Source organism: Streptomyces sp. NPDC014764 (assembly GCF_043082785.1).
Taxonomy (GTDB): Bacteria; Actinomycetota; Actinomycetes; order Streptomycetales; family Streptomycetaceae; genus Streptomyces; species Streptomyces althioticus.
The window spans coordinates 1-21,301 of sequence record NZ_JBIBXY010000020.1; the positions used below are offsets into that span (position 1 = coordinate 1).

Below are 21,301 nucleotides of genomic sequence, written 5' to 3' on the forward strand. Positions count from 1 at the left end.
CAGGGGCAGCGGCTCGCTGCTGGTGACCAGCTCCCGCAACGGGTGCCTCGCCAGCACCGCGTCCACCTCCGGCGTCAACGCCGCCGCCAGCCGGGCCGCCGCAGGCCGTTCCGTGTCACGCAGGGCCTCCACGGCCACGCGCAGCACCTCCCGGTCGCCGGACCCGGGCACCTGTTCGGCCGCCCGCTCGTGCAGCCGGGCACCCTCCTCCAGCACCAGCTCGGTGTCCATGCCCGCCGGGACCTTGATCTGTGCGTGGTGCCGCCAGGTGGTGACCGGGTCGCCCCACGCCTCCACGGCGTACGTCCACAGGCCCGTGCCCGTCGGGGTGACGGTCGCCCCCCACCGGTCCGTGCCCGGCGCCAGCTCCCGCATCGGCGTGAACGGCCCCGGACGCCCCTCCGGATCCCTCAGCACCACGTTGGCCGCCACCGCGTCGTGCCCCTCGCGGAACACCGTCGCGGTCACCTCGAACGCCTCGCCCGGCACGGCCTTCGCGGGCCGGCGCCCCTGCCGCACCAGCGGCCGGACGTCCAGCACGGGGATACGTCCCACGGATGTCCCGGCCGCCGGGGACGCGGTGGTGCGCGTGACGGCCGGGGCGGGATCGGTGCGGGGCGGGCGGCCGCGCGCGGGCGCCGCGCCGGGGCGGCCGGACGCCTTGGCGCCGGACGGTGAGGGGGATGACGAGTGGTGCTTGGCGGGCATGACCGCTCCTGTCCGCGTCAACGAGGGTGGGCGGATGACTGTGGGGAGGTGGGTCCTGCGGGATCCCAGTGGGGTGTACCCGCAGGAGCCTTCCCACACCGTTCGGGTGGGCAATCCGGCCCTTTGTTAACTACTCACGCGTATGTCGACACACAAGACCGGCCGGGGCCCCTCGGCGCCCGGAGGGTCCGGAGCGCACCCGTGCTGGGTTCGTTCCCACCGGCCGCGGGCGCTCCGAAGCCTGCGCGGCTCGCCGGCGCACGCGGGCGCCGGGGCGGACGGGGGAACGCGCCGCGAGTGCGTCGCCCGCCCCTCCCGTCGACCAGCGGTTTTCCCGCACGCGCCGCCCGTCACCCGCCCGGGCCGGGCCGACACGCCCGCACCGTGCGCCGACGGTGGCCCGGGACCGGTGGGACGGGTGGGGCGGAAAGGGCGCGTGGGGCCCTGACACCGCAGGTGACGCGGGAGCGAACCGGCGGCGGGCGGAAACGGCCGGTTTCTTGTCCTGCCCGGCGACCGGCCCGGGGACGGGCGGTGCGACAGGGGTCGCGGAGCGGCGGCGCGGCGCGCGGGGTGAAGTACGACAAGGCCGTACATGGGGCCGGAATCGGCCATGTCCACTGTGCGGTGAATCGTTTGGACGGGGCAGGCGAGGTACCCGTGTCCCCCGGCTTCCCCCGCGGACGGTGTCCGCGCCGGTACTGTCGGCTGCGATACCCGGACGCACACCGCGTCTCTCACGAACGCGCCGAGGTGGCTTGTGAAGGCTATCCGTCGATTCACCGTCCGACCCGTGCTCCCAGAACCCCTCCGGCCGCTCAGCGACCTGGCCCGCAATCTGCGCTGGTCCTGGCACGCCGGAACGCGTGACCTGTTCCGCTCCGTCGACCCCGAACGCTGGGCCGCGGCCGGCGGCGACCCCATGCGCCTGCTGGGCAGCGTGCCGACCGAGCGGCTCACCGAACTGGCCGTCGACCGCGACTTCCTCGACCGCCTCGCCGCGGTCGCGGACGACCTGGACACCTACATGACCGGCGACCGCTGGTACCAGCGGCAGAGCGGCCGGCTGCCCGCCGCCGTCGCCTACTTCTCCCCCGAGTTCGGCATCACCGCCGCCCTGCCCCAGTACTCCGGCGGGCTCGGCATCCTGGCCGGCGACCATCTCAAGGCCGCCAGCGACCTCGGCGCCCCGCTGATCGGCGTCGGTCTGCTCTACCGGCACGGCTACTTCCGCCAGTCCCTGTCCCGTGACGGCTGGCAGCAGGAGCACTACCCCGTCCTCGACCCGCACGAGCTGGCCCTGGACCAGCTCAAGGAGGCCGACGGCGCTCCCGCACAGATCACCCTCGCCCTGCCCGGCGAGCGCTCCCTGCGCGCCCGTATCTGGGTCGCCCAGGTGGGCAGGATCCCGCTGCTCCTGCTCGACTCCGACATCGAGGAGAACGACCTCATCGAGCGCGGGGTGACCGACCGGCTCTACGGCGGCGGCAGCGAGCACCGGCTGCTCCAGGAGATGCTCCTCGGCATAGGAGGTGTCCGCGCCGTCCGCACGTACTGCCGCCTCACCGGGCACGCGGCGCCGGAGGTGTTCCACACCAACGAGGGGCACGCCGGGTTCCTCGGCCTGGAGCGGATGGCGGAGCTGCGCGCCGAAGGGCTCGACTTCGACGCGGCCCTGGAGGCGGTCCGCGCCGGGACCGTGTTCACCACGCACACGCCCGTGCCGGCCGGCATCGACCGCTTCGACCGCGAACTGGTCGCCCGGCACTTCGGCCCGCACGCGGAGCTGCCGGACCTGGAGGTCGACCGCATCCTGCGGCTCGGCATGGAGACCTACCCCGGCGGCGAGCCCAACCTGTTCAACATGGCCGTGATGGGCCTGCGCCTCGCCCAGCGGGCCAACGGGGTCTCCCTGCTGCACGGCCAGGTCAGCCGGGAGATGTTCGCCGGACTGTGGCCCGGGTTCGACCCTGAGGAGGTGCCCATCACCTCCGTCACCAACGGAGTGCACGCGCCGACCTGGGTCGCCCCCGAGGTGTACCGGCTCGGCGCCAGGCAGATCGGCACCCAGCGCGCCGAGGAGGCGCTCAGCATCGGCGACTCCGACCGCTGGGACTCCGTCGCCGACATCCCCGACCAGGAGATCTGGGACCTGCGCCGGTCGCTGCGCGAACTGCTGGTGCTGGAGGTACGGGAACGGCTGCGCGCCTCCTGGCGGCAGCGCGGCGCCGGAACCGCCGAACTGGGATGGATCGACGGCGTCCTCGACCCGGACGTCCTCACCATCGGTTTCGCCCGGCGCGTCCCGTCGTACAAGCGGCTCACACTGATGCTGCGCGACCGGGACCGGCTGATGGACCTGCTGCTGCACCCCGAGCGGCCCGTGCAGATCGTGGTCGCCGGCAAGGCGCACCCGGCGGACGACGGCGGCAAGCGGCTCATCCAGGAGCTCGTCCGCTTCGCCGACGACCCGCGGGTCCGCCACCGGATCGTCTTCCTGCCCGACTACGGCATGGCCATGGCGCAGAAGCTGTACCCCGGCTGCGACATCTGGCTCAACAACCCGCTGCGGCCGCTGGAGGCGTGCGGCACCAGCGGGATGAAGTCCGCGCTCAACGGCGGGCTCAACCTGTCGGTGCTGGACGGCTGGTGGGACGAGTGGTTCCAGCCCGACTTCGGCTGGTCCATCCCCACCGCGGACGGCGCCGGGACCGACCCGGACCGGCGCGACGACATAGAGGCCGCGGCGCTGTACGACCTGCTGGAGCAGCGGGTGACCCGCACGTTCTACGAACGCGGGCGCAGCGGGCTGCCGGACCGGTGGATCGAGATGGTCCGGCGGACGCTGAGCCTGCTCGGGCCGAAGGTGCTGGCCGGGCGCATGGTGCGGGAGTACGTGGACCGGCTGTACACGCCGGCCGCGCACGCGCACCGGGCGATGGACGCGGACGCCGCGCGGGAGCTCGCGGAGTGGAAGGCGGCGGTGCGGGGGGCGTGGCACGGGGTGAGCGTCGACCACGTCGAGACGTCCGTGGCCTCCGCCACCGCGGAGCTGGGCAGCACGCTGGCCCTCCGGGTGCGGGTGGGTCTGGGAAGCCTGCGGCCGGAGGACGTGGAGGTGCAGGCCGTCGCGGGGCGGGTGGACGAGGAGGACCGCATCACGGATGCGGCCGCCGTGCCGCTGAAGCCGGTGGGGGCGCCGGCGGCGGGGGGTGAGTGGGTCTACGAGGGCCCGCTGTCCCTCGACCGGACGGGGCCATTCGGCTACACGGTACGGGTGCTTCCCAGCCATCGGCTGTTGGCGTCGGGAGCGGAGCTGGGGTTGGTGGCGGTACCACCGGAGGACGTCGCCGAGGCGGCGGGCCTACTCATGCGGTAGCGCTGCGCCGGCTGGGGTGGCCGGCGCTGGCGGAGGCGCGAAGGGGCGCGGGGAACTGCGCGACGGGCCCGCCGCAGTCCGCGCCCGGCGATGGGCACGGCCCCGCACCCCCGTCGCGGTCAGGCGTCCTCCACGCCCCGGGTCGCCAGGCGGCGGAGCACCTTGCCGGCCCGGCGGGCGTACGCGTGCTGGAGGGAGCGGGTGGCCGCGCCACCGGCCCGTGCGTACCAGCGGGCCGGCCGGCTGAACGCCGAGACGGTCAGCCACACCGTCCCGTCACCGGTGCGGTGCACGACGAACGCCTCCTCCCCGCTCTCCGGGTGACCCGCCAGCGTCCCGTACGCCCACCCTGCCTCGCGGTACTCCTCCTCCGCCCACACCACCCGGCACGGCGCCTTCACCAGCCCCGCCAAGGTGACGGTGACGTCGACGTCGGGCGCGGCCCGGTCCGCCGAGGCGTCGATTCCGACCCCCATCTCCCGGTGCATCTCGAAACCGAACAGCGCGTCCACCGCCTGGCGGAACACCGTCTCTCCCTCGCCGAGCCGGGTGCGTTCCCTCAAGTGGTGAAATCCCGGAGGGCAGAACTCGGGATTCCGGCTCGCGCCGACGTGGTCGTAGGTGAAGTCCGCCGAAGACATGGGACCCAAGCCTAAGCGGTGGCCCCGAACGCACCGGCGGCACCCGGAGCGAGACGCTCCGGGTGCCGCGCGGTACGGGAGAGAACCGGCCTCAGCTGACGTTGACCGCCTTCCAGGCCGCGTTGACCGCCTTGTACTCCGCGCTGTTCGCGCCGTACAGCGCCGACGCCGCGCTCAGGGTGCCCGTACGGGCCGCCTTGTAGTTGGTCGTCGAGGTGAAGTACGTGGTCAGCGCCTTGTACCAGATCTGCAGCGCCTTGGCGCGGCCGATGCCGGTGACCGTGGAGCCGTCGTAGGTGGGCGAGTTGTAGCTCACGCCGTTGATGGTCCTGCTGCCGCTGCCCTCGGCGAGCAGGAAGAAGAAGTGGTTCGCCGGGCCGGAGGAGTAGTGGACGTCGACCGAGCCGAGGCTGGAGGACCAGTAGTCCTTGGACGCGCCGTCCTTGCTCGGCTTGTCCATGTACCGCAGCGGCGTGCCGTCGCCGTTGATGTCGATCTTCTCGCCGATGAGGTAGTCGCCGGCGTCGGCGGAGTTGTTCGCGTAGAACTCCGCCCCCGCGCCGAAGATGTCGCTGGTCGCCTCGTTCAGGCCGCCGGACTCGCCGCTGTAGCGCAGACCCGCGGTGACGGAGGTGACGCCGTGGCTCATCTCGTGGCCGGCGACGTCCAGCGAGGTCAGCGGGTGGGTGTTGCCCGAGCCGTCGCCGTAGGTCATGCAGAAGCAGCTGTCCTGCCAGAAGGCGTTGACGTAGTTGCTGCCGTAGTGGACGCGGGAGTAGGCGGCCTTGCCGTCGTTCCTGATGCCGCTGCGCCCGAAGGTGTTCTTGTAGAAGTCCCAGGTGATCTGGGCGCCGTAGGCGGCGTCCACGGCCGCGGTCTGGTCGCTGGAGGAGCTGGAGGCGCTGCCGGTGCCCCAGGTGTCGTCCGCGTCGGTGAACAGGGTGCCGGTGCCCGAGGTGCCGCGCGCCAGGTTGTAGGTCTTGTGACCGCCGCGCGAGGTGTCGTACAGCTGGTACGTGGAGCCGGACTTGTAGGTGCCGAGGGTGACGGTGCCGGAGTAGAGGCTCCTGCCGGTGCCGGTGTGCACGGCCTGCCACTCGTGCAGCTTCTCGCCGGTGGTGGCGTCGGTGATCACGTGCAGCTCGTTCGGGGTGCCGTCCTCCTGGAGGCCGCCGACGACGGTCTCGTAGGCGAGGACGGGCGTGCCCTCGGCGGCCCAGATCACCTTGCGTGGCGCGGAGTCGGCCTCGGTGCGCTCGGAACCGGCCTTCCCGGCGGCGGCGAGCGCCTGCGTCTCGGCCTTGCCCGCGGCGACCTTCGGCGTCACGGAGGCGACCTCGACGGCGGCCTTCACGGCCTTGGTGACGGTTCTGGCGCCGCCCGCCGGCTCGTGGACGACCAGGTCGCCGCCGAGCACGGGCAGCCCCTCGTAGGTGCGCTCGTAGCGGGTGTGGACCGTGCCGTCGACGTCCTTGACGACGTCCTTGACGATCAGTTTCTCCTTGGCGCCGAGGCCTATCGCGTCGGCGGTCTCGGAGGCCGAGGACTGCTGCTCCTGGATGAGGGAGGTGCGCGCGGCGGCGGGCAGCAGCACGGGGGCGCCGCCCAGGACGGGCTTGCCGGCGGGGGCGGAGTCGGCGGTCGCGGTACCGGTGGCCAGGCCGGTGGTGAGCAGGGCGCCGGCGACGACGGCGGTGGCGGCGGCCAGGGCGGTACGGCGACGACGCGCGTGGAAGGGAGTCACTCGAAGCTCCTCGGGGGGAGTGGGGGGTGCCGGGCGGTTGGGGGGCCGTCCGGGTGGTGCACCGAGCGAGGGAAGAGTGACACCCACGTCGCGTACATGTCATGAGGGTCGGATGATGTTGGCCGAAAGTAGTCGTCCGGCCGTGCGCTGCGCGCGTGTGGAACCGGCGTGACCTCGGCAAAGGCGCAACCCTCGGCGCGTATGGGATCAGCAAAAACAGCGCCGTCCCGGGCGGTGGGAACCACCCGGAACGGCGCCGCGACAGGGTCCGTACGGTGACGGGGTCCGCCTACGGGAAGGTCAGGCTCCAGCCGTTGACGTAGCCGGTGTCGTAGCGGGCCATGTCCTGGACCCGCAGCCGCCAGGTGCCGTTGGCCGTCTCCGACGACGCGTTGACCGTGTACGTCTCGTTGATGTTGTCCGCCGAACCGCCGGTGCGGTTGCGCAGCCGGTACGAGGTGCCGTCCGGGGCCACCAGGTCGACGACGAGGTCACCGCTCCAGGTGTGCACGATGTCCACCGCGACCTGGAGGTTGCTCGGCGCGTTGCCGGTGCGGCCGGTGACGGTGATCGCGGACGTCACCGCGGCGCCCGCGTCCGGGATGGCCACGTCGGTGGTCGACTCGAAGGTGGTGCCGCCGCCCCCGGGACCGCCGGAGCGGGTGCCGACGTTGACGGCCGCCCAGGCGTCCTGCACCGCCTTGTACTCGGCGCTGTCCGTGCCGTACAGCTCACCGGTCGCCGCCAGGGTGCCGGTGCGGGCCGCCGCGTAGTTCGTGGTGGAGGTGAACTTCGTGGTGAGCGCGCGGAACCAGATCTTCTCCGCCTTGGCGCGGCCGATGCCGGTGACCGGCAGGCCGTCGGAGGTGGGGGAGTCGTAGGTGACCCCGTTGATGGTCTTCGTTCCGCTGCCCTCGCTCAGCAGGTAGAAGAAGTGGTTCGCCACGCCCGACGAGTAGTGCACGTCGATCGAGCCGATGCCGGAGTACCAGGAGTCCTTGGACCGGCCGTCCTTGCTGGGCTTGTCCATGTAGCGCAGCGGGGTGCCGTTCCCGTTGATGTCGATCTCCTCGCCGATGAGGTAGTCACCGACGTCGGAGGAGTTGTTCGCGTAGAACTCGACCGTCGCGCCGAAGATGTCGCTGGTCGCCTCGTTCAGGCCGCCGGACTCGCCGCTGTAGATCAGGCCGGCGGTGGCCGAGGTGAGGCCGTGCGACATCTCGTGCGCGGCCACGTCGATCGACGTGAGCGGGTTGGCGTTGCCGGAGCCGTCGCCGTAGGTCATGCAGAAGCAGCTGTCCGACCAGAAGGCGTTGACGTAGTTGTTGCCGTAGTGGACCCGGGAGTACGCGCCGACGCCGTCCCCACGGATGCCGCTGCGGCCGTGCACGTTCTTGTAGTAGTCCCAGGTCAGCGCCGCCCCGTAGTGGGCGTCCGCGCCAGCAGACTCCGCGTTGGAGGGGCTGCCGTTGCCCCAGACGTCGTCGGAGCCGGAGAACAGCGTCCCGGTGCCGGAGGTGCCGCGGTTGAGGTTGTACGTCTTGTGCCCGCCGCGCGCGCCGTCGGTGAGGTTGTACGTCGAGCCCGACTGGGTGGTCGTCAGGTCGACCGTGCCGCTGTAGACGGTGTGGCCGGTGCCGGTCTGCACGGCCTGCCACTCGTACAGCTTCTCGCCCGTGGTGGCGTCGGTGACGACGTGCAGCTCCTGCGGGGTGCCGTCGTGCTGGAGACCCCCGACCACCGTCTCGTAGGCGACGACCGGCTTGCCGTCCGCCGCCCAGATCACCTTGCGCGGGGCCCGGTCGACGTCCGCGCCCTCGGCCTTCTCGGCCTTCGCGGCGGACAGGGCCTGCGCCTCGGCCTTCGCGGCCGGCACCTTCGCGGCGGTGGTGGCGGGCTTCACCGCGGCGCGGGTCGCCTTGACGACCCTGTCCGCCTCGCCGGCCGTGTCGCCCTGGACGACGAGGTCGCCGCCGAGAACGGGAAGCCCGTCGTAGGTGCGCTCGTAGCGGACGTGCACGGTGCCGTCGCGGTCCTTGAGGGCGTCGCGGACGACGAGCTTCTCCTTCGCGCCCAGACCGAGGTCCTTCGCGGTCTCGGCCTTGACGGAGTCCGCCTGGCGCATCAGCGCGGCACGCTCGGCGGGGGTGAGCTTGACCGACTCCGAGCCGGGCGCGGCGGCGCCGGCGGTCCGGGGCGCCGTGTCGGGGGCGGCGGTGGCGGCGCCGGACTGGACGGCCGTGGCGATCAACGCGGCCACGCCGGCCAGGGCGACGGCGGCGACGCGGCGCTGCGCGGTGCGGGGGGTGCGTCTGTGGGACGTCCTGCTTCTCAAGGCTGACTCCTTCTGCGGGGCCGCGGGGGTACGCGGCCTGGGGAGACCGGCCGGCGGGTCAGCCGGCCGGGCAGAACGGAAGTGCTCCGAGCAGTGACCGCCGCACAACGGGCAGCCGAAGCTGTGGGGTTGCTGTGAAGCGGCCGTGGGAAGAGTGGCAGGGGATCGCGGTTTCTGTCAGGAGCGCGTCAGGAAGTTGGCCGATTCCCGTTCGGTCTCCGGGAGAGGGTGTCCGTTAACCGGACAACGGCGGAATGGCGGCGCCACGGGGCCCCGGGGCGGCGGCCACGTGCGGGCCCGGCCCTAAGCCCTTTCGCCGGCCGCGCCGTCCCCGTGCCACGAGCGCCACAGCGCCGCGTACACCCCGTCCGCCGCCACCAGGGCGTCGTGTGTGCCCAGTTCGGAGAGGCGGCCGTCCTCCATCACGGCCACCCGGTCCGCGTCGTGCGCGGTGTGCAGCCGGTGCGCGACGGCGACGACCGTACGGCCCTCCAGCACGGCGGCCAGCGCGCGCTCCGCGTGGCGGGCCGTCGCCGGGTCGAGCAGGGCCGTCGCCTCGTCGAGGACCAGCGTGTGCGGGTCGGCCAGCACCACGCGCGCCAGGGCGAGTTGCTGCGCCTGAGGGCCGTCGGTGGGGTGACCGCCCTCGCCCAGCTCGGTGTCCAGCCCGCGCGGCAGCTCACGTACCCAGCCGTCCGCGCCCACCACGGCCAGCGCCGCCCACAGCTCCTCGTCCCCGGCGTCCGGCGCGGCGATCCGCAGATTGTCCCGGACCGACCCCAGGAAGACATGGTGCTCCTGGGTCACCAGCACCACCTGCCGCCGCAGCCGCTCGGGATCCAGCGCCGCCACCGGCACCCCGCCCACGGTCACGCTCCCGGCGGCCGGCGCGTCCACCCCCGCCAGCAGCCGGCTCAGCGTGGTCTTGCCCGCGCCCGACGGTCCGACCACCGCCAGCCGTTCGCCCGGCGTCAGCGTCAGGTCCACCCCGCGCAGCACCTCACCGCCTCCGTCGTACGCGTAGCGCACGCCGGTCACGTCGATGCGGTCGTCCGCGGGGTCCGGGGCGTCGCTGCGCCCGGCCGCGCGCGGCGCCCGGCCCAGGCCCTCCACCCTGGCGAACGAGGCCCCGCTGGACTGGAGTTGCTCCAGCCGCATCAGCACCTCGTCCAGCGGCCCGCTCAGCTGCAGCAGGTACAGTGAGGTCGCCACGACCGCGCCCAGGCTCACCGCGTCGCGCGCGAGCAGCCATCCGCCGCACAGCAGCACCCCCGCCACCGGCACGATGTACGACAGCTCGACCACCGGGAAGAACACCGAGCGCAGGAACAGCGTGCGCATACGGGCGCGGCGGGACGTCTCCAGCGCCTCCCGGCTCGCCCGGATCCGCCGCTCCTCCATCCGGAACGCCTCCACCGTGCGGGCGCCCGCCGCCGTCGACGCGACCACCTCCGCCACGTCCGAGTTGGCCGAGCCCTCGGCGAGATACGCGTCCCGGGCCCGCCGCAGGTACCAGCGCAGCACCAGCCAGATCGGGGTGAGGCACAACAGCCCCAGCGCGCCCAGCAGCGGGTCCACGAACAGGATCGCGACCATCACGAACAGCGACTGCACCAGGTTGACCAGCAGCGAGGGCCCGGCGTCGCGCAGCGTGGTGCCGACGGCGGTCACGTCCGCCGTGCCCCGCGTCGTCAGATCGCCGGTGCCGGCCCGCTCCACCACGGCGGACGGCAGCGCCAGCGCCCGGTCCACGAACCGCTCCCGCACCCGCGCCAGCGTCCGCTCCCCGAACCGGTGCCCCACGTAACGGGCCCAGCGGGACAGCAGCAGTTGTGCCACCGCGCAGGCCAGGATGACCGGGGCCAGCCGGTCCACCACGGCGGTGCCGCCGCCCGCCCGCACCTCGTCGACGATCCGCCCGAGCAGCCACGGTCCGGCCAGACCGGCGAGGGCGGCCGCGCCGTTCAGCGCGAGCACACCGGCGAAGGCCCGCCCGTCCGCCCGCACCAGTTCCCCGGCAGCCCCCCGCACATCGGCCGGTTCCGCCAGCGGGAGTCGTGTTCCGCTCATCGGGCCGTCTCCTCGGGGGCGTTCTGTCCGGTGTGGAGGGCTACCGGGTCGGTCGCGGTCAGCTTCCGGGAAGCCAGTCGCAGATCGGCCGGTTCCGCCAGCGGGAGTCGTGTTCCGCTCATCGGGCCGTCTCCTCGGGGGCGTTCTGTCCGGTGTGGAGGGCTACCGGGTCGGTTGCCGTCAGCTTCCGGGAAGCCAGTCGCAGATCGGCCGGTTCCGCCACCGGCAGTGGTGTTCCGCTCATCGGGCCATCTCCTCGGACGCGCCCTGTTCCGCGTCCCTGGCCACCAGGCGCCGGTACTCCGGCTCACCGTCGAGCAGTTCACGATGCGTGCCGCTCGCCGTCGCCTTGCCGTCGGCCAGGAACAGGACCCGGTCGGCCCGGTCCAGGACCAGTGGCGAGGTGGTGACCAGCACCGTCGTCCGGCCCTCGCGTGCCGCGCGCAGCCGGTCGGCGACCAGGGCCTCGGTGTGCGCGTCGAGCGCCGAGGTCGGTTCCACCGCCAGCATCACCTCCGGATCGGCGAGCAGCGCACGCGCCAGCCGGACCCGCTGCCGCTGGCCGCCGGACAGGCTGCGGCCCTGCGCGGACACCACCGAGTCGAGACCGTCCGGCAGCCCGCGCACCACGTCGTCGGCGGCCGCCGCGTGCAACGCGCCCAGCACCCGCGCGTCGGACGACGCGCCCCGGCCCGCGACCACCTCGCGCAGCGGGCCCGCGAACAGCGCGGCCTCCGGTTCGGCGACGAGGATCCGCTCCCGCACCCGGGCGAGCGCGACCTCGTCCAGCCGGACCCCGCCCCACGTGACGTCGGACGGCGTGTACCGGCCCAGCCGGTCCACCACGGCCACCGCGTCGGCGGGCCGGGCGCAGACCAGCGCGGTCAGCCGTCCCGGCAGCACCCGCACCCCGGACTCCGGGTCCTCCAGCGTGGACGGCTCGGCCGGCGGTTCGGCGGATGCCGCGTCCGGCGGCGGCTGGATCCGCAGCAGCGCCGCCACCCGGCCGGCCGCGACCACGCCCCGGCTGAGGTAGTAGCCGCACTCGATCAGGAACATCACCGGCCACACCAGGACGGTCACGTATCCGTAAACCGACACCAGTTCACCGATGGTGATGTCCCCCTGCGCGGCCTGCCGGGCGGCGATCCACGTCACCACGGCGAGGAACAGCGTCGGCAGACCGGCGGCCAGCGCCTGCATCCAGCTCGTCACCGCCCCCACCCGGTAGCCCTGCTCGCGCAGCCTCCCCGAGTCGCGGCGGAAGGCGTCCGCGACCAGCCCTTTGCCGCCGAGCCCGCTCAGCACCCGCAGCCCGCCCGCGAGATCCCCGATCCGCGCGGTCAGCACGCCCTGGCGCTCCCGGTACTCCGTCTCCGTGCCCTGCAGCCGCCCGGCGAGCGGTCCCACCACGAGCCCGATCACCGGCACCCCAAGCAGCACCACCGCGGCCAGCAGCGGAGACACCGTCAGCAGCAGCCCCGCCACCGCCGCGTACGCCACGACCGCGCCGATCCCGGGCCCCACGGCGGTGAGGGACTGGGCGATCACCTGCACGTCCCCCACGCCGATGGTGACGACCTCCCCGGCCGCCGCCCGCCGGTCCAGCGCCGCGCCCAGCCGCACGGTGTGCCCGACGACCACCTTCACCGTGCGGAAGTTGGCGTCCATCCGCACCTTCGTCATCGTGCGGTGGCGCATCATGCTCAGCCAGGCGTTGAAGGCGGTCACCAGGACCAGCAGACCGGCCCAGCCGGCCAGCGCCGCCATCTCGCCCGTCCCCAGCCCGTCGTCCACCGCCCGGGACATCAGGTACGGGGTGGACGCCAGCAGCACCATCCACACGCTGCCGTACACCGCACCCGCCAGACAGCGCCCCGGCTGCCGGCGGACCAGCCACCACAGATAGCGGGCCCCGCCACGCCCGTCGGGCGTGCCGGGATCACCGTAGGTGTCGATCACGGGCGTCTTCCTCCCCCTGCGGCCCGGCGGACGGCGTGCCTCTCCGGTCGTCCCACGGGCGCTCCCGGAACGGTGCGAGGGTGGCCCGTACGTGCTCGGCGGCGCCCCAGTCCGGCTCGAACTGGGCGATCACGGCCAGGTGCTGCCGCAACTGGAGGATCGGCATCCGCTCTCGCCATCCGGCGTCCAGCCCGGTGAGCTCCGCGTACCGCTCGAAGAACACCCGCGCCTCGGGCGGCGGCGCGGTCGTCCACAGATGGGCGAGGTCCACCTCGGCCCAGGTGTACGACACGGCCGGGTCGATCAGCGCGGGCCGGCCGTCGGGAGCGGCCATCACGTTCTGCGCCCACAGGTCGCCGTGCGTCAGACAGGCGGGCCGGTCCGGCAGCAGCTCGGGCAGCCGGTCGCACAGCCGCTCCAGCGCGCGGCGGTCGGCGGCGTCCAGCGCCTCACGGACCCGGGGCTCCTCCAGCCAGCGCAGCAGACGGTGCCGGGCGAAGAACTCGAACCCGTCGTCGGTCCAGGTGTTGACCTGGCGTCGGCGGCCCAGCCAGTTGTCCCGGTGCCAGCCGAACCGGTCGTGCGCCGTGACCGTGTGCAGGCGGGCGAAAGCGTGCGCGCACTGCTCCCAGAACGCCTCCGTGTCCGGCCGGGGACGCAGCACCGACAGCACGAGCAGGTCCCGCTCCGCGAGCACCACCTCCGGCGTGACCACACCGCCCGCCTCGCGCAGCACCCCCAGCCCCTCGGCCTCCGCGGCGAAGGCGTCGTCCGCCGGCGGCTCGCCGAACGCCTTCACGAACAGCGGGGTGCCGTCCGCGCGGCGGGCCAGCCCTGCGGTCGCGGCGAGCCCCCCGGACGCCGGCTCGACCTCGCCGACGTCCGTCAGACCCGCCGCGTGCAGCCGCGCGAGCAGCATCGACGTCGCCTCCGTCACAGGTGTGCTCCTCTCGGTCGGTCCCCCGGCGCGCCCCCGGAAGCGGGTCCGCGACGGCGGCGCTCGTCAGGCCAGGCTGTCCCGCCAGGCCCGGTGCAGGTCCGCGAACCGGCCCGTGGAGCCGATGAGTTCGTCCGGGCTGCCGTCCTCCACGATCCGCCCGTGCTCCATCACCAGCACCCGGTCCGCGATCTCCACGGTGGACAGCCGGTGCGCGATCACCACCGCCGTACGGCCCTTCAGCACCGTGGCCATCGCCCGCTGCACCGCCCGCTCGCCGGGAACGTCCAGCGAACTGGTCGCCTCGTCGAGGATCAGCACGGCCGGGTCCGCGAGCAGCGCCCGCGCGAACGCCACCAGCTGCCGCTGGCCCGCCGAGATACGGCCGCCGCGCTTGCGGACGTCCGTGTCGTAGCCGTCGGGCAGCGCCGCGATGAAGTCGTGCGCGCCGATCTCCTTGGCCGCCTGCTCGATCTCCTCGCGGGTGGCCTCAGGACGGCCGATGGAGATGTTCTCGGCGACCGTCCCGGAGAACAGGAACGCCTCCTGGGTCACCATCACCACCTCGCGCCGCAGATCCCGTCCCGTCAGGTCGCGCAGGTCCACCCCGTCGAGCAGCACCCGCCCGTCACTCGGGTCGTAGAACCGGGCGAGCAGCTTCGCCAGCGTGGACTTGCCCGCGCCGGTGGAGCCGACGACCGCCACGGTCTGCCCGGCCGGCAGGATGAGGCCGAAGCGGGGCAGCACCTCGCCGCCGGTCCGGTACGCGAACCGCACGTCGTCGAAGACCACCTCCCGCCCGGGGAGACCGGAGCGCCGCCCCGGCAGCTCGCGGGGCGTCGCCGGCTCGGGCACGGACGGGGTCTGCGCCAGCAGGCCGGCGATCTTCTCCAGCGAGGCCGCCGCCGACTGGTAGGAGTTGAGGAACATGCCCAGCCGGTCGATCGGGTCGTACAGCCGCCGCAGATAGAGCACGGCCGCCGCCAGCACACCGAGCGCCAGCGTCTGACCGGCCACCCGGTAGGCGCCCCACAGCACGATCAGCGCGACCGTGGTGTTGGCGGTCACCCGGGAGCCGACGACGTAGCGGGCCATCTCCAGGAGCGCGTCGCCGTTGGTCCTCTCGTGCCGCCGGTTCAGCACCGCGAAGTCCGCGTCGTTGGCCTTCTCGCGGCGGAAGGCGCGCACCGGGCGGATGCCGTTCATCGTCTCGACGAACTTCACGATCACCGCCGCGATCGCCGTCGACCTCTTCCGGTACACCCGCTGCGCCCGCCGCTGGTAGGACCGCACCAGCAGGTACAGCGGCACGAACGACGCCACCGCCACCGCGCCGAGGCCCAGGTCCAGCCAGAGCAGCAGCACCGAGATGTACACGGCGGACAGGATGGTCATCACCAGTTCCTGCAGGCCCTCCTCCAGCAGCTCCCGCAGCGCCTCGACGTCGGTGGTGGAGCGGGAGATCAGCCGGCCGGAGGTGTAGCGCTCGTGGAAGTCCACGCTCAGCGCCTGCGCGTGCCGGAAGATCCGGCCGCGCAGATCCAGCAGCACGTCCTGGCTGACCCGGGCGGAGGCGGTGATGAACGCGTACTGCAGCGCCCCGGCCGCCGACGCGCACAGCAGATAGCCCGCTCCCACCGCGATCAGCGGCCCGTGGTCGCTGTCGCGGAACGCGGGCACCGCTCGGTCGATCGCGTACGCCACCAGCAGCGGGCCCGCCTGCACGGCCGCCTGCTGGAGCAACAGCAACAGCGCGGTCAGCGCCACCCGGCCGCGCATCGGCGCGAGGAGGGAGCGCAGCAGCGCGCCGGTGGCGCCCGGGGGAGCGGGCAGCACGTCCCGGTCGAAGGGGTCGCCCGATTCCTGCGGTGTCCGGTCGTCGTCCTCGTCGCGGACCGGTGCGGTCGTGGCCGCCGTCATCGCTGCTCCTCCAGTTCCTGCACCGGGTCGCCCGACATGAGGTGGGCGTACTCGGCATTGCCGCGCAGCAGTTCGTGATGGGTGCCGACCGCCGTGATCCGCCCGCCGGACAGCAGCGCCACCCGGTCGGCCAGCAGCACCGTGGACGGGCGGTGCGCCACGATCAGCGCAGTGGTGTCGGCGAGCACCCGGCGCAGCGCGGCCTCGACCGCGGCCTCGGTGTGCACGTCCAGCGCGGACAGCGGGTCGTCCAGCACCAGGAAGCCGGGGCCTCCCACGACGGCGCGGGCGAGCGCGAGCCGCTGCCGCTGGCCGCCGGACAGGCTCAGGCCCTGCTCGCCGACCTGGGTGGCGGTGCCCTGCGGCAGCGCGTGGGCGAAGTCGGCCTGGGCGACGGCCAGGGCGCGGTCCAGGTCCTCCTCGCCGGTGCCGCCGCCCATCAGGACGTTCTCTCCGACGGTCGCGGAGAACAGCGTCGGTTCCTCGAAGGCGACGGCGACGCGGGCGCGCAGCTCCTGACGGGACATGTCCCTGATGTCCCGGCCGTCGAGGGTGATGCGTCCCTCGGTGACCTCGTGCAGCCGGGGCACCAGCGCGGTCAGCGTGGTCTTGCCGCTGCCGGTCGCCCCGACCAGCGCCAGCGACTCGCCGGGCCGGATGTGCAGGTCGACGCGGTCCAGCACGGGCGGCGAGCCCTCGGGCGCGTCCGGGTAGCGGAAGGTGACGTTCTCGAACCGCAGCCCGCCCTCCCGGGGGCCGCCGTCCTGCACCGGGGTCGTCGTGGCGCCCGACTCCGGCACCGCGTCCATCACCTCGAAGTACCGCTCGGTGGCCGTCGCCGCCTCCTGGCTCATCGCCAGCAGGAAGCCGATCGAGTCCACCGGCCAGCGCAGCGCCAGAGCCGTGGACAGGAACGCCACCAGGGTGCCCGCCGACAGCTCGCCGTCCGCCACCTGCACGGCGCCCAGCACCAGCGCCGCCCCGATGGCCAGTTCGGGCAGCGTCACGATGATGCCGAGGATCGTCGCCAGCAGCCGAGCCTTGTGCAGCTCCGTGCCCCGCAGCTTCCCCGACAGCTCGCGGAACGCCCGCGCCTGGCTGCGGTGCCGGCCGAACCCCTTGATGATCCGGATGCCGAGCACGCTCTCCTCGACCACGGTCGTCAGGTCGCCCACCTGGTCCTGCGCCTGCCGCGCCGCCCGCGAGTACTGCTTCTCGAACACCACGCAGGTGATCAGCACGGGCACCGCCGGCACCAGGATGACCAGCCCCAGGGTCCAGTCCTGGACCAGCATGATGCTGACGCCGACCAGGATCGTCACGCCGTTGACCAGCAGGAAGGTCAGCGGGAACGCGAGGAACATGCGCAGCAGCATGAGGTCCGTGGTGGCCCGGGACAGCAACTGACCCGAGGCCCAGCGGTCGTGGAAGGCGATCGGCAGCCGCTGGAGGTGCCGGTACAGGTCGGCCCGCATCTCCGCCTCGACGTGCGACAGGGGCCGCGCCACCAGCCAGCGCCGCAACCCGAACAGCAGCGCCTCCGCCAGCCCGAGCAGCAGCAGGTACAGTGCGCCGAGCCACACCCCCGCCGGGTCCCGGTCGGCGATGGGCCCGTCGACCATCCACTTGAGCACCAGCGGGATGACGAGCCCTATGCAGGACGCCAGGACTGCGATGAACGCGGCGGTGAACAGGCGCGTCCGCACAGGCCGCACGTACGGCCACAGCCGTAGCAGCGTCCGCACGGTGGAGCGGGGTTCCCGGGGAGAAGGTGTAGTGGGCATCAGCAGTGAGAGTACGGTTCGCCACTGACGCTGCCCACCGAATTCCGGCCCGGTCCGCCTCCGCCGTGAGTCCTACGACCGGCGCCGCGGAACCGCCCCACCTCGGTGCATCCCCGTCACGGGCCCGGGAGTCGTACCACCCCATCGGCCGATCGGAGGATGCGCGGCCGAGCGCGACGGCCGATGTCCGCGCGCCGTGTTCACCGCGACACTGACCGTCATGTCCGTCATCGACGTCACCGATCTGCGCAAGGCCTACGGCGGCCGGCCCGCCGTCGACGGGGTGTCCTTCTCCGTCGACGAGGGCGAGATCTTCGGGATCCTCGGCCCCAACGGCGCCGGCAAGACCACCACCGTGGAGTGCGTGGAAGGGCTGCGCGTTCCTGATTCCGGCCGGGTCCGGATCACCGGGCTCGACCCCGTCGCCGACCACGAGGAGGTCACCCGCGTCCTCGGCGCGCAGCTCCAGGAGAGCGAACTCCAGCCGAAGCTGACCGTCCGCGAGGCCCTGGAGCTCTACGCCTCCTTCCACCGCCGACCGGCCGACTGGCGCCCCCTCGCCGAACGCCTCGGCCTCACCGGGAAGCTGACCACCCGGTTCGCGAAGCTGTCCGGCGGCCAGAAGCAGCGCCTGTTCATCGCGCTCGCCCTGATCGGCAACCCGCGGATCGTGGTGCTGGACGAGCTGACCACCGGCCTCGACCCGCGCGCCCGGCGGGACACCTGGGAACTGATCGAGGACGTCCGCGCCGGCGGCGTCACCGTCCTCCTGGTCACCCACTTCATGGAGGAGGCCCAGCGCCTCTGCGACCGGATCGCGGTCATCGACCAGGGTCGCGTCGCCGCCCTCGACACCCCCGCGGGACTGGTCCGCCGCTCGGCCGGGGCCACCGTCATCAGCTTCACCCCGTCCGCCCCGCTCGACGACGCCGCCCTGAACGCGCTGCCCGGGCTCGCCTCGCTCGCCCGCAAGGACGGCCGGATCACGCTGTCCGGCACCGACGACACCGTCGACGCCGTCCTCACCCTCCTCGCCCGCTCCCGCGTCACCGCCCACCAGCTGCGCGTCACCGACGCCACCCTGGACGACGCCTTCCTGGACCTCACGGAGAGCCCCGCATGAGCACCGGACTCGTCAACACGGCAGTGCTGCGCACCGAGTTCCGTCTCTTCAGGCGCGAACCGGGCGGCATCTTCTGGATCATGCTCTTCCCGACCCTGCTGCTGGTGATCCTCGGCTCCATCCCGTCCTTCCGGGAGGCCGACCCCGCCCTCGGCGGACTGCGTCCGGTCGACGCCTACGTGCCCGTCGCCCTTCTCCTCGGCCTGATCATCGGCGGACTCCAGGGCATGCCGCCCACCCTCACCGGCTACCGCGAGACCGGCATCCTGCGCCGGATGTCCACCACACCGGTCCGCCCCTCCGCCCTGCTCTCCGCCCAGATGACGGTGCTCGGCGCCGCCTCGCTGATCTCCGTGCTGCTCACCCTCGCCGTCGGCCGCCTCGCCTTCGACGTCGCCCTGCCGAGGCAGCCGCTCGGGCACCTCCTCGCGCTGCTGCTCGCCCTGGCCGCCTCCCTCGCGTTCGGCGCGCTGCTCAGCGCCCTCGCCCGCACGGCGAAGATCGCCACGGCGATCGGCTCGACCGCCCTGTTCCCGGCGATGTTCACCGCGGGCGTGTGGCTCCCGGTCGACGCCATGCCGGACCTGATGGCCGACATCGTCGGCTGGACGCCGTTCGGCGCGGCCGCGCAGGCGCTCAACGAGGCTTCGGCGGGCCACTGGCCGGGAGCGGCGCACCTCGCGGTGACCGCGGGGTGGGCGGTGCTGCTCACCGCGGGCGCGGTGCGGTGGTTCCGCTGGGAGTGAGGACGGGCGTGGCGGACACTGGTGCGATGACGGAGACGGCCCGCCTCGAGGACCGCTGGGCGGTGTTCCACCGCTGGGGACCCTACGGCCTGCTGCTGATGAGCAGCCTGATGGCATGGGTGATCGCCGACGCCCTCGGCATGGGCGCCGGCGAGCTGCTGGCCTGCGGCGCGCTCGTCGTCACGGCCGTCGCGGCCGAGCTGTGGTGGGGCCGCGGGGCCCGCACCCCGCCCGCGGGACCGTCCCCGGCCGGTGTCCGCCAGTACGCCGTCCGCTGGGCCCTCGGCTTCGCCCTCACCTGGCTCAACCCGCTCTTCGCCTTCTACGCCGTCCTCGGCTACTTCAGCACCGACCTGCTGCCGCGCCGGCTGCGCAGGGCGGGCCTGTTCGCCACCGCCGTGACCGTGGCCGGCTCCCAGGCGGGCGGACTGCCCCCGGACGGCCGGACGGGCTGGGCGGTCTTCGGAGGGCTCCTCGCCGCCAACAGCCTCCTGGTGTTCCTCTTCGGCCACTTCGCCAACCTCGAGGAGGACCGTGCCCGCACCCAGGCGGCGGCCATCGCCGAACTGGAGCGCACCAACACCGCGCTGCAGCAGGCCCTCGACGAGAACGCGGCGCTGCACTCCCAACTGCTCGTGCAGGCGCGGGAGGCTGGGGTCGCCGACGAGCGCCGCAGGCTCGCCGCCGAGATCCACGACACCCTGGCCCAGGGGCTGACCGGCATCATCGCCCAGCTCCAGGTAGCCGCGAACACCCCCGATCCGGACGCCGGCCGCGACCGTCTGGACCGGGCCCTCGCCCTGGCCCGCGAGAGCCTCGGCGAGGCCCGCCGCTCCGTGCACAACCTCTCCCCGGTGGCGCTCGCCGACGGCGGACTGACCGGCGCGCTGGGACGGGCCGTCACCGAGTGGGGCGAACGCACCGAGGTGAAGGCCGAGTTCACGGTCACGGGGACCGCCGAGCCGCTGCACGACGAGATGGCGGCCACCCTGCTGCGCATCGCCCAGGAGGCCCTCGCCAACACCGCGCGCCACGCGGGCGCCTCGCGCGTCGGCGTCACCCTCTCCTACATGGGCGACGAGGTCACCCTCGACATCCGCGACGACGGCCGGGGGTTCGACCCGCTCGCCGTCCCCGCGCACACCTCCTCGGGCGGCTTCGGCCTCGACGGCATGCGGGCCCGCGCCGAACGCGTCGCCGGGTCACTCACGGTCGAGTCCGAACCCGGCGGCGGCACGGCGGTCTCGGCTCGCGTACCGTTGGTCCGCCATGACCCCTGACGCTGCCCCCGACGAGGCCGCCGAGGCCGTGCCCGTGATCACCCTGCTCGTCGTCGACGACCACCCCGTCGTCCGCGACGGCCTGCGCGGCATGTTCGAGTCCGCGCCCGGTTTCCGCGTGCTCGGCGAGGCGGCCGACGGCGCGGCGGCGATCCGGCGGGCGGCGGAACTGGACCCCGACGTGGTCCTCATGGACCTGCGCATGCCCGGCACGGGCGGCGTGGAGGCCATCCGGGAACTGACCCGCCGCGGCGCCCGCGCCCGGGTGCTGGTGCTCACCACGTACGACACCGACTCCGACACGCTGCCCGCGATCGAGGCGGGCGCGACCGGCTATCTGCTCAAGGACGCCCCGCGCGAGGAGCTGTTCACGGCCGTCCGCGCCGCGGCCGAGGGGCGTTCCGTGCTGTCCCCGGCCGTCGCCTCCCGGCTGGTGTCCGCCGTCCGCGCGCCCCGCACCCCGGGCGCGGAACCGCTGTCCGCGCGGGAGCGGGAGGTGCTGGCGCTGGTCGCCAAGGGCACGTCCAACCGGGAGATCGCCCGTGAGCTGTTCATCAGCGAGGCCACGGTGAAGACGCATCTGACCCACATCTTCGCCAAGCTGGGAGCCAAGGACCGGGCGGCGGCCGTGGCGACGGCGTACGACCGGGGCATCCTCGGCTGACGGCCGCC

At 73.5% G+C, this 21,301-nt stretch carries 16 protein-coding genes; 5 read left to right on the top strand and 11 right to left on the bottom strand.

Annotated elements, in window-relative coordinates; all coding sequences use genetic code 11:
* On the bottom strand, positions 1-708 hold a 708-nt coding region (locus tag ACF1AG_RS30165), incomplete at its 3' end, for a maltotransferase domain-containing protein (protein ID WP_387798744.1).
* Positions 709-1,468: 760 nt separating this feature from the next.
* On the opposite strand from ACF1AG_RS30165, the gene ACF1AG_RS30170 reads away from it, so the two are divergent.
* Entirely contained in the window at positions 1,469-4,087 is a 2,619-nt protein-coding gene (locus ACF1AG_RS30170) for a glycosyltransferase family 1 protein (RefSeq protein WP_359603529.1), read from the top strand.
* A 119-nt stretch (positions 4,088-4,206) separates the two neighbouring features.
* Here ACF1AG_RS30170 and ACF1AG_RS30175 read toward each other — a convergent pair whose 3' ends face one another.
* The 10 genes from ACF1AG_RS30175 to ACF1AG_RS30220 all read right to left on the bottom strand — a co-directional run bounded on the left by ACF1AG_RS30175 (position 4,207) and on the right by ACF1AG_RS30220 (position 17,480).
* Positions 4,207-4,728: a DUF1990 domain-containing protein gene (locus ACF1AG_RS30175; RefSeq protein ID WP_391810703.1), complete on the bottom strand. Its 522-nt coding sequence runs from the start codon at positions 4,726-4,728 to the stop codon at positions 4,207-4,209.
* 91 nt (positions 4,729-4,819) lie between these two features.
* Positions 4,820-6,472, bottom strand: a complete 1,653-nt coding sequence (locus ACF1AG_RS30180) for a M4 family metallopeptidase (RefSeq protein WP_359603532.1) — start codon at positions 6,470-6,472, stop codon at positions 4,820-4,822.
* Between the two features lie 289 nt (positions 6,473-6,761).
* On the bottom strand, positions 6,762-8,807 hold the full coding sequence (locus tag ACF1AG_RS30185) for a M4 family metallopeptidase (protein WP_387798737.1): 2,046 nt from the start codon (positions 8,805-8,807) through the stop codon (positions 6,762-6,764).
* Between the two features lie 303 nt (positions 8,808-9,110).
* Complete coding sequence (locus ACF1AG_RS30190; protein ID WP_391810704.1) at positions 9,111-10,877, bottom strand: ABC transporter ATP-binding protein; 1,767 nt, start codon at positions 10,875-10,877, stop codon at positions 9,111-9,113.
* On the bottom strand, positions 10,874-10,999 hold the full coding sequence (locus tag ACF1AG_RS30195; RefSeq protein ID WP_391810705.1) for a hypothetical protein: 126 nt from the start codon (positions 10,997-10,999) through the stop codon (positions 10,874-10,876). The genes ACF1AG_RS30190 and ACF1AG_RS30195 overlap by 4 nt, the downstream gene beginning before the upstream one ends.
* Positions 10,996-11,121, bottom strand: a complete 126-nt coding sequence (locus ACF1AG_RS30200; protein WP_359603540.1) for a hypothetical protein — start codon at positions 11,119-11,121, stop codon at positions 10,996-10,998. Before ACF1AG_RS30200 ends, ACF1AG_RS30195 begins: the two co-directional genes overlap by 4 nt.
* Positions 11,118-12,839, bottom strand: coding sequence for an ABC transporter ATP-binding protein (locus tag ACF1AG_RS30205; protein ID WP_359603542.1), 1,722 nt, complete (start codon positions 12,837-12,839; stop codon positions 11,118-11,120). Before ACF1AG_RS30205 ends, ACF1AG_RS30200 begins: the two co-directional genes overlap by 4 nt.
* On the bottom strand, positions 12,820-13,776 hold the full coding sequence (locus tag ACF1AG_RS30210) for a fructosamine kinase family protein (protein ID WP_359603543.1): 957 nt from the start codon (positions 13,774-13,776) through the stop codon (positions 12,820-12,822). The genes ACF1AG_RS30205 and ACF1AG_RS30210 overlap by 20 nt, the downstream gene beginning before the upstream one ends.
* A 66-nt stretch (positions 13,777-13,842) precedes the next feature.
* On the bottom strand, positions 13,843-15,696 hold the full coding sequence (locus tag ACF1AG_RS30215; protein WP_359603545.1) for an ABC transporter ATP-binding protein: 1,854 nt from the start codon (positions 15,694-15,696) through the stop codon (positions 13,843-13,845).
* Positions 15,693-17,480, bottom strand: coding sequence for an ABC transporter ATP-binding protein (locus ACF1AG_RS30220; RefSeq protein WP_391810706.1), 1,788 nt, complete (start codon positions 17,478-17,480; stop codon positions 15,693-15,695). The genes ACF1AG_RS30215 and ACF1AG_RS30220 overlap by 4 nt, the downstream gene beginning before the upstream one ends.
* A gap of 220 nt (positions 17,481-17,700) precedes the next feature.
* Between ACF1AG_RS30220 and ACF1AG_RS30225 the strand changes: the two genes are divergently transcribed.
* Genes ACF1AG_RS30225 through ACF1AG_RS30240 form a run of 4 tightly spaced genes read left to right on the top strand, consistent with a single transcriptional unit; the run spans position 17,701 to position 21,293 of the window.
* Positions 17,701-18,603: an ABC transporter ATP-binding protein gene (locus ACF1AG_RS30225; RefSeq protein WP_359751432.1), complete on the top strand. Its 903-nt coding sequence runs from the start codon at positions 17,701-17,703 to the stop codon at positions 18,601-18,603.
* Entirely contained in the window at positions 18,600-19,349 is a 750-nt protein-coding gene (locus ACF1AG_RS30230; RefSeq protein ID WP_359603551.1) for an ABC transporter permease, read from the top strand. The genes ACF1AG_RS30225 and ACF1AG_RS30230 overlap by 4 nt, the downstream gene beginning before the upstream one ends.
* Before the next feature lie 26 nt (positions 19,350-19,375).
* Positions 19,376-20,629 (top strand): sensor histidine kinase, encoded by a 1,254-nt coding sequence (locus ACF1AG_RS30235; protein WP_359603553.1) that lies wholly within the window; start codon positions 19,376-19,378, stop codon positions 20,627-20,629.
* On the top strand, positions 20,619-21,293 hold the full coding sequence (locus ACF1AG_RS30240) for a response regulator transcription factor (RefSeq protein ID WP_359603555.1): 675 nt from the start codon (positions 20,619-20,621) through the stop codon (positions 21,291-21,293). The genes ACF1AG_RS30235 and ACF1AG_RS30240 overlap by 11 nt, the downstream gene beginning before the upstream one ends.
* Positions 21,294-21,301 lie beyond the last annotated feature (8 nt).